Origin of the sequence: Rheinheimera sp. 4Y26, assembly GCF_025245835.1 — a bacterium.
Classification (GTDB): Bacteria; Pseudomonadota; Gammaproteobacteria; order Enterobacterales; family Alteromonadaceae; genus Pararheinheimera.
On sequence record NZ_JAOBWS010000007.1, the window covers coordinates 143247 to 158296 of the forward strand.

The 15050-nt window shown below is 48.7% G+C and carries 15 protein-coding genes; all 15 read right to left on the minus strand.

The window, feature by feature from the left end:
- Positions 1–34 precede the first annotated feature (34 nt).
- The gene (rnhB, locus tag N3Z11_RS11015) at positions 35–664 is read right to left on the minus strand and encodes a ribonuclease HII (RefSeq protein WP_260657228.1); all 630 of its coding nucleotides are present in this window, start codon (positions 662–664) and stop codon (positions 35–37) included.
- A complete protein-coding gene (gene lpxB, locus N3Z11_RS11020) occupies positions 657–1802 on the minus strand; it encodes a lipid-A-disaccharide synthase (protein WP_260657229.1) in 1146 nt (381 codons plus the stop codon). Before lpxB ends, rnhB begins: the two co-directional genes overlap by 8 nt.
- 185 nt (positions 1803–1987) lie before the next feature.
- Positions 1988–2758, minus strand: coding sequence for an acyl-ACP--UDP-N-acetylglucosamine O-acyltransferase (gene lpxA / locus N3Z11_RS11025; protein WP_260657230.1), 771 nt, complete (start codon positions 2756–2758; stop codon positions 1988–1990).
- A gap of 2 nt (positions 2759–2760) precedes the next feature.
- Positions 2761–3213 carry a 3-hydroxyacyl-ACP dehydratase FabZ gene (fabZ, locus tag N3Z11_RS11030; RefSeq protein WP_260657231.1) on the minus strand — a complete coding sequence of 151 codons (453 nt, stop codon included), beginning with the start codon at positions 3211–3213 and terminating at the stop codon, positions 2761–2763.
- A gap of 49 nt (positions 3214–3262) precedes the next feature.
- A complete protein-coding gene (gene lpxD, locus N3Z11_RS11035) occupies positions 3263–4303 on the minus strand; it encodes a UDP-3-O-(3-hydroxymyristoyl)glucosamine N-acyltransferase (RefSeq protein ID WP_260657232.1) in 1041 nt (346 codons plus the stop codon).
- A complete protein-coding gene (locus N3Z11_RS11040; RefSeq protein WP_260657233.1) occupies positions 4303–4818 on the minus strand; it encodes an OmpH family outer membrane protein in 516 nt (171 codons plus the stop codon). The genes lpxD and N3Z11_RS11040 overlap by 1 nt, the downstream gene beginning before the upstream one ends.
- 26 nt (positions 4819–4844) lie before the next feature.
- Positions 4845–7337 (minus strand): outer membrane protein assembly factor BamA, encoded by a 2493-nt coding sequence (gene bamA / locus N3Z11_RS11045; protein ID WP_260657234.1) that lies wholly within the window; start codon positions 7335–7337, stop codon positions 4845–4847.
- A 27-nt stretch (positions 7338–7364) separates the two neighbouring features.
- On the minus strand, positions 7365–8720 hold the full coding sequence (gene rseP / locus N3Z11_RS11050) for a sigma E protease regulator RseP (protein WP_260657235.1): 1356 nt from the start codon (positions 8718–8720) through the stop codon (positions 7365–7367).
- Positions 8717–9916, minus strand: coding sequence for a 1-deoxy-D-xylulose-5-phosphate reductoisomerase (ispC, locus tag N3Z11_RS11055; RefSeq protein WP_260657236.1), 1200 nt, complete (start codon positions 9914–9916; stop codon positions 8717–8719). The genes rseP and ispC overlap by 4 nt, the downstream gene beginning before the upstream one ends.
- Complete coding sequence (locus N3Z11_RS11060; protein WP_260657237.1) at positions 9916–10776, minus strand: phosphatidate cytidylyltransferase; 861 nt, start codon at positions 10774–10776, stop codon at positions 9916–9918. Before N3Z11_RS11060 ends, ispC begins: the two co-directional genes overlap by 1 nt.
- 2 nt (positions 10777–10778) lie before the next feature.
- Positions 10779–11549 carry a polyprenyl diphosphate synthase gene (gene uppS / locus N3Z11_RS11065; protein ID WP_260657238.1) on the minus strand — a complete coding sequence of 257 codons (771 nt, stop codon included), beginning with the start codon at positions 11547–11549 and terminating at the stop codon, positions 10779–10781.
- 100 nt (positions 11550–11649) lie between these two features.
- Positions 11650–12207 (minus strand): ribosome recycling factor, encoded by a 558-nt coding sequence (gene frr / locus N3Z11_RS11070; protein WP_260657239.1) that lies wholly within the window; start codon positions 12205–12207, stop codon positions 11650–11652.
- A 63-nt stretch (positions 12208–12270) separates the two neighbouring features.
- Positions 12271–13011, minus strand: coding sequence for a UMP kinase (gene pyrH, locus N3Z11_RS11075; RefSeq protein ID WP_260657240.1), 741 nt, complete (start codon positions 13009–13011; stop codon positions 12271–12273).
- A gap of 294 nt (positions 13012–13305) precedes the next feature.
- The gene (gene tsf, locus N3Z11_RS11080; RefSeq protein WP_260657241.1) at positions 13306–14178 is read right to left on the minus strand and encodes a translation elongation factor Ts; all 873 of its coding nucleotides are present in this window, start codon (positions 14176–14178) and stop codon (positions 13306–13308) included.
- Between the two features lie 104 nt (positions 14179–14282).
- Entirely contained in the window at positions 14283–15011 is a 729-nt protein-coding gene (gene rpsB, locus N3Z11_RS11085) for a 30S ribosomal protein S2 (RefSeq protein WP_260657292.1), read from the minus strand.
- Positions 15012–15050 lie beyond the last annotated feature (39 nt).

Genomic DNA, 15050 nt, shown 5'->3' on the forward strand with positions numbered 1-15050 from the left:
TCATTGAAGCCTCAGCTGTTGCGCACAAGCCACTTTACAGATCCGTCTCGTGCTGACGCTCAATAGCGTCGCGCACCGGTTTATAACTGCGCCGATGTTCCGCCAGAATGCCATGTTTGGCAATAGCGGCTAAATGCTCGGCCGTTGGATAACCTTTGTGGCTGGCAAAATTATATTCAGGATACAGCTGATGCAACTCTGCCATTTCGGCATCACGCGCCACCTTGGCCAGAATAGAAGCAGCACTGATTTCCGGCACTAAACTGTCGCCTTTCACCACGGCACTGCCCTGGTATTTTAAGCCATCCGGCACTCTGTTACCGTCAATCAGCACCCATTCTGGCTGAATGTGCAGACCATCCACCGCCCTTTGCATTGCCAGCATAGTGGCATGCAAAATATTCAGCTCGTCAATTTCTTCCACTTCAGCCCGGCCCAGACTCCAGCTTAAGGCTTTTTCGCGAATTTCAGCGGCCAGCAATAGCCGTTTTTTTTCACTGAGCTTTTTTGAGTCTGTTAAACCGGCAATAGGCTTGTTCGGATCCAGGATCACCGCAGCTGTCACCACAGCGCCCACCAGCGGGCCACGGCCTACTTCATCCACGCCAGCCAATAAACGGACAGCAGGTCTTTGATAATCCGGCTTTAAATTGGTGTCAGACATTGAGTAGCTCCAGCACAGCAGCAGCCGCTTTGGCGCTGGCGTCACAACAGATTTGCTGATGAATAGCGCTAAATTCAGCACGGGTGTTGTCACCTTGTTGGCTCAGCAGCGGAGTCATGGCATCGATTAAGTGTTGTTCTGTCACTTCATACTGCAAAAATTCCGGCACCAGCGCTTTTTTTGCCAGCAAATTAGGCAGACTGAAATAATCCACTTTCACCAGACGCTTGGCAATCTGATAGGTCAGCCAGTTGGTTTTATAAGCCACCACCATAGGTGTTTTGGCCAGCATGGCTTCTAAAGTGGCGGTGCCGGATGCAATAAACACCGCATCTGCCGCTGTTAAGCTTTGCCTTGCCTGCCCCACCAGCAGTGTCAACCTGAGATTGGGTGTTGTTTCAGCCCAAATGGCTTTAAAAATATCGGCTTTGCCCGCTGTGACCATATTACACACCAGCTGCAGCTCCGGGTTTTGCTGTTGCAGTTTGGCGGCGGCGCGTAAAAAATCCGGTGCCAGCAATTTAATTTCGTTGCTTCTGCTGCCCGGCATAATGGCCAGCAGCGGCTTGTCGGCAGCAAAACCAAGCGCGACTTTTTCGGCAGTTTTATCCGGTGACAATGGCATCTGATCAGCCAGGGTGTGGCCGACAAAGGTGCAAGGCACCTGATGCTGGTCATAAAAAGCTTTTTCAAACGGCAATAAAGCCAAAACCATGTGAGTGGCAGCAGCAATTTTAAAAATACGTTTTTGCCGCCAGGCCCATACTGAAGGGCTGACATAATGCACTGTTTTAATACCGGCCTGTTTTAATTTCAGCTCTACCGGCAGGTTAAAGTCCGGTGCATCAATGCCAATAAACACGTCTGGTTTGTGCGCGGTAAAATGCGCCAGAATATCGCGACGCACTTTTAACAAGCGCGGCAGCCGGCCCAGCACTTCCACTATGCCCATCACCGCCAGCTCTTCCATATCAAACACGGCCTGAAAACCTTCAGCGCGCATACGTTCGCCGCCAATACCGTAAAATTCAGCATTCGGCAGCCTGAGTTTTAATGCCCGGATAAGATCGGCGCCCAGAATGTCACCCGAATGTTCACCTGCGATCAGCGCAATACGAACCGGCTTTGTTGTTTGCATCAAAATAACACCAGAAATAACGACGGCTTAAGCGCAGACGTTTTTAAAAAATGAACAGGATCTTACCCTGCTTTTGTAACACAGGGCAAAATATTCAATGTAATGAGCGAAGTAACAGAGCCCAAAAAGCAAAACGGCGTCACCGGACGCCGCATTGATTTTAAAATGACTGCAAAGACTTGCGCTTAACGGATAATACCGCGCGGCGATTGCACAATAAAATCGGTAAAAACTTTAATCTCAGGCAATTGTTCTGCTTTCTCGGCCAGAGCTGCCACAGCGTCATTCACCGTCAGGCCCTGACGATACAGCACTTTATATGCACGTTTAATTTCGAGGATAGCGTCGCTGCTAAAACCACGGCGTTTTAAACCTTCGCTGTTAATGCCATGTGGCACTGCGTGCGAACCATGCGCCATCACATAAGGCGGCACGTCTTTCACCACAATAGAACCACCACCGATAAAACTGTGGGCGCCAATATGGCAGAACTGATGTACCCCACTCATACCGCCGATAATCACCCAATCGCCGACATGCACATGGCCAGCAGTAGAAGCGTTATTGGCAAAAATCACATTGCTGCCAATGACGCAGTCGTGCGCCACATGGGTGTAATTCATAAAGAGGTTATTGCTGCCAATAATGGTGACGCCTTTATCCTGAATGGTACCGCGGTGCACGGTACAACCTTCACGGAAAATATTGTTGTCGCCAATATGCAGTTCAGTGGGTTCGTTTTTGTATTTTTTGTCCTGGCAGGCTTCACCAATGCTGGTGAACTGAAAAAAATGATTGCCACGACCAATAGTAGAAGGCCCTTTAATCACCACATGGGATTCAAGGATACAATCGTCGCCCAATGTGACGCCTGCGCCAACATAACAAAAAGGCCCAATCCGCACGTTGTTACCAATGCGGGCTCCTGCTTCAATGACAGCGGATGAATGGATCATAATCAGAGTTCTCTTCTTGCACACATCAGTTCAGCTGAACAGACAACCTGGCCATCCACTTTGGCTTCACCATAGAACTTCCACATATTGCGGCGTTCTTTTAAAAACTTCACTTCCAGCACCAGTTGATCACCAGGCACTACAGGTTTTTTAAAGCGGGCTTCGTCAATACCGGCAAACAAATACAGTTCGTTTTCAGCACGCTCTGACACAGTTTTAAAACCCAGAATTCCTGTGGCCTGCGCCATGGCTTCCAGAATGAGTACACCAGGGAAAATCGGGAAACCTGGGAAATGACCGGTAAAAATAGGTTCATTAATAGAGACATTTTTAATGGCGGTCAGATATTCGCCCGGCTTGTAATCCAGCACCCGGTCAATTAATAAAAACGGGTAGCGGTGTGGCAACAACGCCATAATTTCCTGAACTTCTAAGCTATTTAATGAATTCGTCAAAATGAACCTCTGACTGATTAGAACTGAACATAAAACACAAAACGCAGCGTTATTCTGCGTCTTGTGCTTTTAATTGGGCCAGTTGTTGCTCAACGTCCCGCAGGCGTTGATACATCTGGTCAAGCTGGCGATAACGGGCGTTGTTTTTCCGCCATTCCAGATTCGGACTGGCCGGTACGCCGGAGGAATAAATTCCTTTTTCGGTAATGCCTTTGGTGATCATCGACATACCGGTGATCTGCACCGCATCACAAATCTCAATATGACCTGTAATAGCGCAGGCACCACCGATAATACAATAACGGCCAATTTTGGTGCTGCCGGCTACCACAGTACAACCTGCAATAGCAGTGTGGTCGCCAATCTGGGCGTTATGGGCTATTTGTACCTGATTATCAATAATGCAATTGTAACCAATAATGGTATCGGCCATAGCACCACGGTCGATGGTGGTATTGGCGCCAATTTCAGTGTCGTTGCCAATCACTACCCCACCCACTTGTGGAATTTTTAACCACTGGCCACGTTCGTTGGCAAAACCAAAACCGTCGGCACCAATCACAGCACCACTGTGCACAATACAGCCTTCGCCGATTTTTACACCGTGATAAACCGTTACTTTGGGCCAAACTTTAGTGCCGGCGCCAATCACAGTGCCTTCACCAATAAAACAGCCGGCACCAATCTGCACATTGTCGCCAATCTCAGCATTTTTGCTGATCACCACATAAGCGCCAATCTGAGCGCTGGCAGCAACTTTGGCACTTGGGTCGATCAGGGCTGTGGCGTGTACACCAGTGGCAACTGCAGGTGTGGTATCCAGCAACTGCGCTACTTTAGCAAAAGCCACATAGGGGTCTTTCACCACTAAAGCGTTGACCGGACAAAATTCCAGATCTTCTTCTTTAATCAGCACGGCGCTGGCTGTGCTTTGCTGCAGAAATTTGCGGTATTTGCTATTGGCGAGAAAACTGATATGACCAGTACTGGCTTCTTCAAGTGTGGCAACGGCGCTGATCATCGCAGCGCCGTCTCCATGCAGCTGAGCGCCAAGCAGCTCAGCCAGCTCCGTCAAACTGTAGTTCGACATTATTTCGCTTTACTAACCTGAGCAACCACAGCAGAAGAAATATCGTACTCTGGTTTGGCAAACACTGCAGCTTCAGCGTTCAGGATCACATCGTATTGTTCTTTGGCAGCAATAGCGTCGATGGCGGTTTTCACCAGACCCATTAACTTATTACGTTCTTCGTTCTCACGCTGACGGTAAGATTCTTCTAAAGAACGGGCCATTGGCTCATACTGCTGCTGTTGTTTTTCCATGGTCGCCTGCAGTTCTTTTTTCTGCGCTTCGCTCATGGTTGAACCATCACGCTTGTATTTTTCAATATTAAACTTCAGGTCACTTTCCAGCTTTTGCATTTCAGCAAACTTGGCACCAAATTCAGTTTTTAACGTTTCCTGAACTTTTGTCGCTTGTGGCAGCTGAGAGAACACTGCGCGCACATTGACAAAACCGACTTTCATTTCTTTTGCAGATACAGCACCAGCCATCAGAACGCTGGCCAGTAATACTGCTGTTTTGGTAAAGCTTGGCTTAAACATAATGTCCTTTTACCTCAAAATAATACTTAAAACGTTGTGCCGATATTAAAGCTGAAGTTTTCCTGCTCGTCGCCATCATATTTTTTGATAATTTTGGCAAGGCTGAAAGTCAGAGGGCCCATAGGCGAAATCCACTGTACAGTTACACCCGCAGAGACCCGAATCATACCCGCATCTGAATAATCCAGCAAACCTGTTTGCAGATAATTTGGATCCTGATATTGGGTTAATTTGGCGTATCTGTTGATGTCAAATTCAGTGTCCCATACGTTACCTGCATCCACAAATAAACTGGTGCGGATAGAGTTGGCATAATCTTCTTTCACCAGCGGTGTTGGTGTGATCAGCTCAAGGGTTGCAATCGCCTGAGCGTTACCACCAAATGAACGTTGTGACACGCTATAGCTGTCAAAATCCGGTGATGTTGGCAGAGAAGCCACAGCGCCTACAGTGTACGGATCCGGTAAGCCCGGGATTCTGTTAACAAAACGGTAGACGGCGCGCGGACCTATCACACGGTTTTCAAAACCACGGAAGTTCTGACCACCGGCGTAGAAGTTATCGTTAAAGGGTAAGGTATGGTCGTAACCATCCTTACTGCCATAACCATTGCCGTAACCCAGCTCCAGCTTGCTTAAGAAAGACCAGCTATGGTCGTTACTGAGCGGAATATAATTGGCCGCTTCAAAAGCAGTTTTGAAATATTGCAAATCTGAGTTTGGCGTGGTGATTTTGCCACTGAGTGCCAATCTCAGGCCATCAGTTGGGAAAGTACCACGGTTTAACGTACTGCGAACCCAGCTGATCGCCAGGTCGTAGTTGGTAAACTCATAAGAATCGTCTGGTTTAGCCGGATCCAGCAACATAGCGCGGAAGTGACGTAACTGGTCAAATTCCTGGATATAGCTCAGGTCGTTGACGCTCACGTTAGCGCCAAAGTTTAATCTGCTGTATTCATTGACCGGGTAACCAAAGCTGACACCAGCACCATAACTCTTCTGGTTATAAGCCTCGAGACCGGCTTTGCTACCGTCAAAATCGGAATAAAACACCGAACCACCGAGGCTGATGCCATCCAGCGTAAAATACGGATCTGTGTAGCTCAGATTGATCGACTTCTGGTATTTGTTGGTATTAAAGCTGATACCGGCAGAATTACCTGTACCTAAGAAACTTTGTTGTTCCACACCAAGCTGGAACGCCAGGCCCTGGTAACTACCGAATGAAACACCGGCATTAAAACTGCCTGACGGCCGCTCTTTAATGGTGAAAGTGACATCCACTTTGTCATCTGAACCCGGCACATCTTTAGTTTCAAATTCTACTTTTTCGATATAAGGCAGACGTTGCACCCAAAGCTTTGAGCTCTCCAGCGTGTCATTGGACAGCCAGGCGCCTTCCATTTGCCGGATTTCACGACGAATGACTTCATCTTTGGTTGCGGCATTGCCTTTGACCGAAATACGGTTCACATAAACCCGCTTGCCTGGGTCGACGTTGATGGTTAACGCCACTTCTTTGGTGTCGTCATTAATATTGGTACTGGTGCGCACTTTCGAGTTGGCATAACCAAAACTGGCCAGTACCTTGGCAATACTTTCTTCGGTATAAGTCACCAGAGCGCCGTTATACAACTGGCCACTTTTCAGTGGCAGCAGCGCTTTGATAAATTCGTCCTGACCAATCAGATCACCCATAAAATCGATGCCGGTGATGGTGTATTGTTCACCCTCTTTCACTTGCAAGGTGACATAAACCGATTCTTTATCCGGGCTTACAGCAACGGTATTGGCTTCGATATCAAAACGCAGGTAACCACGGTCCAGATAAAAACTGCGGATTTTTTCCAGATCGCCTTTTAAGGTTTCTTTCTGGTAACGGTCAGATGACATAAAACGCCACCAGGGTAAATCCACCAGCGACTCGGTATTTTTCAGGATGTCTTTATCAGAAAACAGTTCGTTACCGACGATATTGATTTGACGGACTGACGCAGCATCACCTTCCTTAAATTCCAGTTTCAGGTTCACCCTGTTACGAGGCAGATAGGTCAGTTTAATATCAACTTTGGCGTTGTATTTACCCACACCGTGATAAAACTCTGTTAAACCGTTTTCGATTTCACGGATCAGCGTTTTATCCAGCTGTTCGCCCACAATAATTTTCTGGTTGGTCAGGCTGTCGTTGAGTTGCTCTTCTTTAATGTCTTTGTTGCCATCAAATTCAATGGCGTTGATAGTCGGACGTTCTTTTACCCGGTAAATAACGGTTTGACCGTCACGGTACACCGAAATTTCGTCAAAATGGCCGGCAGCATATAACGACTTTACGCCTTTGGACAGCGCGTAATCTGACACTGTATCGCCGATATTAAATGGCAGGTTATTCAGGGCCGCGCCTAATGCCACGCGTTGTAAGCCTTCTACCTGAATGTCTTTTACCGTAAATGATTGTTCAGCGAGCACCGAGTTGCTGGCAGAGGCCAGCAACATCGCAGCTACTAATCGTTTAATTGTCATTGTTTTGGACTACTTATGATTAGTTTATTACAAACGAGAAATATCGTTGAGCAGCGCAATTCCCATTAACATCAGCAGAACGAAGGCTCCGATTTTAAAACCTGTCTCCTGCGCTTTCTCAGAGACCGGCCTGCCGGTGAGAAGTTCCACCACAAGATACATTAAATGGCCGCCATCCAAAATAGGCAGCGGCAGTAAATTTACCACCCCAAGGTTCACACTGATGAGTGCCAGGAAGGATAAAAATGCAATAAAACCAAGGTCGGCGCTGTTACCTGCCCCCTGAGCAATGGAGATAGGCCCGCTTAAATGTTTCACCGACACATCACCAAACAGCAGTTTTTCTACCATCGAAAAGCTCAGCCGTACCAGTTGCCATGTGCGCACCACACCTTGCCATACTGCATCGAGAGGGCCATAACGTTGTTCAAAAAACATCGAATCTTCCAGTGGCAATACCTTAGGAGCAACGCCTAAAAAGCCCTGGTGAAAACCATCTGCGGTTTCACGGCTCTCTGGGGTCACCTCAAGCTCAAGCATACTGCCGTCGCGTTCAATCAGCATAGGCACAGCTTTGCCCGGGTTGTTCTGGATGATCTGTACTAACTCATTCCAGTTTTTTAACTGCACTGCAGCTGCGGCAATAAATTTATCGCCAGGCTGTAAACCGGCTTTGGCGGCCGCTGAGTTTTCAGATAAGTTGCCTACTTCCAACAGCGGCACCGCTTGTTTAGGCACCAGCCCCAGGCTTTGGAAAATAGAATCTTTGTCAGGGTTAAACTGCCACTGGGTTAAATCCAGCTGATACTCGCTGCGGCTGTCGCTATCAAGCGGCTTGACGGTAACAGTCACGGCGTCATGGCCAATCTGACCAATCAACATCAGACTCACGGCTTGCCAGTCGCGCACTTCTTCATCGTTAATAGCCACAATTTGCTGGTTGGCTGGCAACTGCGCCGCCGCGGCTATCGAGTTAGGTGTCACATCGGCGACCACAGGCTTTAACGTCGGCACCCCAATGATGTACATCAGTGCCAGTACCAGAATGGCAAAAATAAAGTTGGCCATAGGGCCGGCAGCAATAACAGCCATGCGCTGCAACACGGTTTTATTGTTAAAGGCTAAATCTGAAAACTCCGGTAACACAGGGTCAATCCGCTCGTCGAGCATCCGCACATAACCGCCCAGCGGAATTGCCGCTACCACAAATTCTGTGCCCTGTTTATCACGCCAGCTGTACAGAGTTTTACCAAAACCTATCGAAAACTTTTTCACCAGAATGCCGTTTTTGCGCGCCACCCAGAAATGGCCAAATTCGTGCACTGTAACCAGCAATCCCAGCGCCACCACAAAAGCAAATAAATTCCAGATAAAATCAGTCAAGACGATAAACTCCCAAGCTCAGTGCTGGTAAAACGACGGGCTTCCTGATCAAGCGCCAGAATATCTTCAAGCGACAGCGCGCTGTTGCCGGCAAATCGGCCAAGCGCTCTGGCGTTCAGCCTGGCGATGTCGGTAAAACGAATTTGCCCCTGCAAAAATGCTTCAACGGCAATCTCGTTGGCAGCGTTCAGTGCCGTGGTTGCGCCCTGCCCATGGCGGCAGGCATCAATAGCCAGCTGCAAACAGGGGTAACGGGCCGGATCGGGCTGAGTAAAAGTAAAATCAGCCACTTCAAAAAAATTCAGCGGTTTGACATTGCTGGCAATACGCTCAGGGAAGGCTAAAGCATGGGCAATAGGGGTGCGCATATCCGGATTACCCAGCTGCGCCAACACAGAACCGTCACTGTATTGCACCATCGAATGGATAATACTTTGTGGATGGATCACCACCTGTATATCGTCAGCACTGCAGTTGAATAACCAGCGGGCTTCGATAAATTCCAGGCCTTTATTCATCATAGTGGCGCTGTCGACCGAAATTTTCCGGCCCATACTCCAGTTCGGATGAGCAACAGCCTGCGCCGGTGTAATGGCGTCAAAATCAGTCAGCGGCGTTTGCCGGAACGGACCACCACTGCCGGTCAGCAGAATTTTGGCAATACCGGCAGCGGCTAAATTACTCTGATAACAGCTGCCCTGAATAGCTGCAGGCAGACACTGGAAAATGGCGTTATGTTCGCTGTCGATTGGCAGCAAGGTGGCCTGATGTTGTTTCACGGCGTTAATAAACAACTCACCGCTCATCACCAGCGCTTCTTTATTGGCCAACAGCACTGTTTTGCCCTGCTTCACTGCGCCAAGCGTCGGTAATAAACCTGCAGCACCAACAATAGCGGCCATCACAATATCGGTGTTGGTATGCGCCGCCAAATCGGCAAAAGCCTGGGCACCATAGAGCACCTGAGTATTGCTACCGGCAGCTTTGAGTTGTTGCTGTAATGCTTTAGCATCCATCGCATCCAGCACAGCGGCATACTGCGGCTTAAACTGCAGACACTGCTGCAATAATTTATCAATCTGCCGCCCGGCGGTCAGCGCAAATACCGCAAAACGTTCAGGGTGCTGCGAAATCACATCTAAGGTGCTGCAGCCAATAGAACCGGTCGAACCTAAGATGACTACCTGACGCGACATTAAAACCGACCTAATAAAGCAACAAAAAGGGCAAACAATGGTGCCGTCGCCGTCAGACTGTCAATGCGATCCAGAATGCCACCATGACCCGGGAAAATACTGCCGCTGTCTTTCAGGCCCGCGACCCGTTTAAACATACTTTCGGATAAATCACCAAACACCGAAAGCAAGGTTAATAACAAGGCAGCCAGATACCAATACAGTACACCTTCCGGCCATTGCATGGTGGCAGCCACTGCAGTGACAAACAGCATCACAAAAGTCAGCCCACCCAGCATACCTTCCAGCGTTTTTCCGGGGCTCACGTCTGGCATCAGTTTGCGTTTACCAAAAGGTTTACCCACCACATAACCGCCAACATCGGCCGCCCAGACCAAACCTAACAAGGCAAAAATCAACCAGGCACCGGTAAAGGTTGATTGTTCGTAGTTCACATGACGCAGCAGCCATAAAGCGGCAAAGCTCGGCACTAACGTCAGCCAGCCCATCAAGGCTTTCAGTAATTTATTGTGTTGCCATACATTTTTGCTGCGGCTAAAACTCAGCACCAGCAACACTGCCAGCAACCACCAGCCGATACCGGTCCAGAGCAGCGCCTGTGCAGCACCATTGCTTTGCACGGGCCAGTGCAGGTTCAGTGGCAAGGCCTGATAACAAATCAGATACCAAAGCGCCGAGCCAAGCGCAAAACTGCTTTTATGCACCAGGCTATTCCAGCCACAAAAAGCTGCCCATTCCCAGGCGGCAATCACAAAAGCTGCGCCTAAAAACAGCGCAAAACCAACTGGTGGCAAATAAAACACTGCACAAAGCGCCAGCGGCGCCAGGATCAGTGCTGTGATCAGACGTTGTTTAAACAAACTTATTGTCCTTCTGTGGAGCCTGCCGCCAGCTCACGGATTTGTGCGCCGGTGCAGCCAAAACGGCGCTCACGGCGAACAAAACTGGCAATAGCATCAGCAAACACCTGGTCGTCAAAATCCGGCCATAAGGTGTCAAGAAAACATAATTCGGCGTAAGCGGCCTGCCACAACAAAAAGTTGCTGATGCGGATATCGCCGCCGGTGCGGATCATTAAATCAAGTTCTGGCTGGTCGTGCATCTGAATATGCTGACTGAGCAGTTGTTCGGTAATCTCAGCCGGCTGCAAAGTTCCGTTGGCAACCTGCTGCGCCAGCTGCTGCGCAGCGTTGGCAATGTCCCAACGCCCGCCATAATTGGCTGCCACATTCAGCGTTAAACCTGTGTTGCCGGCTGTGAGCGCCTGGGCTTTGGCAATACTTTCCTGTAAACCCGGGCTAAAGCGCGACAAGTCACCAATAATATTCAGCCGCACCTGATTTTTGTGCAGCACTTTAACTTCCTGTTGCAGCACAAATAAAAATAACTGCATCAGACTGGAGACTTCATCTTCCGGACGGCGCCAGTTTTCACTGGAAAATGCAAATAACGTCAGCGAAGGAATGCCTAATTTACGGCAAAAACTCACGGCTTTTCGTACAGCGTCAACGCCTTTTTTATGGCCCCAGACCCGTGGTTTTCCCTGGCGCTCGGCCCAGCGGCCGTTACCATCCATAATAATTCCGACATGTTGTGGCAAAGCGCTGTTAAACGCTTGTGTCTCTTCTGTCATCAATGCCTGCCAAATCTGCTGTTATAAATAATTTACCCGAACAAAAAAGCGCCGCGAAGTGGAGCTGCACGGCGCTTTGTTTACAAAGCAATGGCTGGAATTAAACTTCCATTAATTCTTTTTCTTTTGCTGCCAGTACTTCGTCGACTTTCTTTACCCATACGTCGGTGATTTTCTGAATTTCATCAGCAGCACGACGTTCATCATCTTCACTGATTTCTTTTTCTTTTAACAGCGCTTTTAAATCAGCGTTGGCATCACGGCGGATATTACGCACTGCAACACGGGCACCTTCTGCTTCACCACGCACAACTTTGACCAGATCACGACGACGTTCTTCGGTCAGCGGTGGCAATGGCACCCGGATAGAAGTACCGGCACCAATTGGGTTTAAGCCAAGGTCAGATTGCAGAATGGCTTTTTCTACCGCCTGGATCATTGAGCGGTCAAATACAGTGATCATCAAAGTGCGGGCATCTTCAGAAGACACGTTGGCAACCTGACGCAGTGGAGTGTCAGAGCCGTAATAAGACACCGAAATACCATCAAGCAGACTTGGATGGGCGCGGCCGGTACGGATTTTAGATAATTGGTTTTTCAGCGCTTCAACGCTTTTTTCCATCCGGACTTTACTGTCGTTTAAAATATCGTTAATCACCTGATTCTTCCTTTGTGTTGTAAAGGGCACAGCGAACCGTGCCCGGGCAGGATGGCGGCTAGTTTACTGCAAATTTTCGGCGTGGTCGATTACCGTGCCTTCGCTCTCGCCCATAATGACGCGTTTTAACGCACCTGGCTTATTCATATTAAACACGCGGATTTGCATATTGTGATCACGCGCCAGCGTAAATGCGGCTAAGTCCATCACTTTCAGTTCTTTATCCAGCACTTCATCATAAGTCAGTTGGCTGTATAAAGTGGCTGCAGGGTCTTTCACCGGATCAGCTGAATACACACCGTCAACTTTGGTAGCTTTTAAAACACAGTCGGCTTCAATTTCAATACCACGTAAGCAAGCGGCTGAATCTGTTGTAAAAAATGGGTTACCTGTGCCGGCAGAAAAAATCACCACCCGACCAGATTTGAGTAAGCTGATTGCTTCAGCCCAGCTGTAGTTGTCACACACGCCATTTAATGGGAAAGCACTCATCAGACGGGCGTTGACAAAAGCACGGTGCAGCGCGTCGCGCATCGCCAGGCCATTCATCACTGTAGCCAGCATACCCATATGATCGCCAACAACACGGTTCATACCAGCTTTGGCCAGGCCTTCACCACGGAAAATGTTACCGCCACCAATCACGATACCCACCTGCACACCCAGTTCAACCAGCTCTTTAATTTCCTGTGCCATGCGGTCTAATACTTTGGGGTCGATACCAAAGCCTTCATCACCCATCAGGGCTTCACCGCTCAGTTTTAATAAAATTCTTCTGTAGGTTGGTTTTGGACTTGTGCTCATGAGATCCCCATCAGGCCGGATTGAAAATTCATCTGTATACATGGTTGCGGTTTCCTTGTTGGCAGCCCTCCCTTTGCAGGTTTGACTGCGCCAGTCCGCAGCAATTAAAGCGCTGCAGTGCAGGCTCAGCGGCTTTGCAGCCTCAGACAAGCAGGTCCGGAATAGTGCCGGAGCGCTTGCTAAAATTTTGCCGAAACCTGTGGTTTCGCAACTTTCAATTATAAAAAAACCGCGACTGGCAAAGCCAAAGTCGCGGTTATTTTAGCGGGTTTTAGCCATTAGCTAAAGCTCGCATTATTTTTTAGCAGCAGCAATTTGTGCAGCAACTTCAGCTGCAAAGTCTGTTTCTGCTTTTTCGATGCCTTCGCCTACTTCTAAACGAATGAAGCTAACTGCTTTAGCACCGTGTTGCTTCAGGAAATCACCAGTTGTGATGTTTGGATCCTTAACAAAAGCCTGACCAGTTAAAGAAACTTCACCGGTGAACTTAGTCATACGACCCGCAACCATCTTCTCAGCGATTTCTTTTGGCTTGCCGCTGTTGATAGCGATTTCGATCTGGATTTCCTGCTCTTTAGCAACCACTTCAGCTGGTACTGACTCAGGAGTCAGGAATGAAGGGTTGTTGGCAGCAACGTGCATAGCAACGTCTTTCGCGATATCTTCGTTACCGCCTTCCAGTACCACTAACACGCCGATACGGCCTGAGTGGGTGTACTGACCAATCACGTCACCCTGAGCTACAGAGATACGACGGATATTGATGTTTTCACCAATTTTGGTCACCAGAGCAGCGCGGGCTTCTTCAACAGTAGCGTCGCCCAGCTTGGCAGCTGACAGCTCTTCTACAGTGAACAGTTTGTTGGCGTGAGCCAGGTCAGCAGCAGCGTTGGCAAAAGCCAGGAAGCTGGCGTCACGGCCTACGAAGTCTGTTTCACAGTTAAATTCGATGGCAACAGCATAACCACCGCCAACGCGCGTGATCACAGTACCTTCAGCAGCGATACGGCCAGCTTTCTTGGCAGCTTTGGCCTGACCGTTTTTACGCATTAATTCGATTGCGCCTTCGATGTCACCTGCAGTTTCTTCTAACGCTTTTTTGCAGTCCATCATGCCAGCGCCAGTGCGCTCGCGTAATTCTTTTACCAAACCGGCAGTTACAGCCATGGGAAATTCCTCGTTTCAATCAGGTTGAACAAACAGGGGCCGTAGCCCCTGTCCAGATTAAAAGGTGATTGCAGACTGCAGATGACAGTCTGCATACAGCTGTATTACTCAGCTGCAACGAAGTTGTCGGCTTCAGCCTGAACTTCGATGTTTTTATCACGGCCTTCAACGATAGCTGCGTTGACAGCACTCAGGTACAGTTGGATAGCGCGGATAGCGTCATCGTTACCTGGAACAACAAAATCAACACCTTTTGGATCAGAGTTGGTATCAACGATAGAAACTACCGGGATACCCAGGTTGTTTGCTTCTTTGATAGCGATATGTTCGTGGTCTGCGTCGATCACAAACAGAGCATCAGGCAAGCCGCCCATGTCTTTGATACCGCCTAAGCTCTTCTCCAGCTTTTCCATCTCGCGGGTACGGTCTAAAGCTTCTTTTTTGGTCAGCTTGTCGAAAGTACCGTCCTGGCTTTGTGCTTCCAGGTCTTTCAGGCGCTTGATAGATTGACGAACTGTTTTCCAGTTAGTCAGCATGCCACCTAACCAGCGGTGGTTTACATAGTACTGATCAGATTGCAGAGCTGCTTCTTTGATCGCTTCTGAAGCTGCGCGCTTGGTACCAACAAACAGGATTTTGCCTTTTTTAGCAGCAACTGACTGAATGAAAGACAGAGCGTCGTTCATCATTGGAACAGTTTTTTCCAGGTTGATGATATGAACGCGGTTACGGGCGCCGAAAATGAATGGCTTCATTTTTGGGTTCCAGTAACGGGTTTGGTGACCAAAATGTACGCCCGCCTGGAGCATATCGCGCATTGAAACTTTTGCCATCAGAGTATTTCCTTTTTGGGGGGTTAGGCCTCCATACAC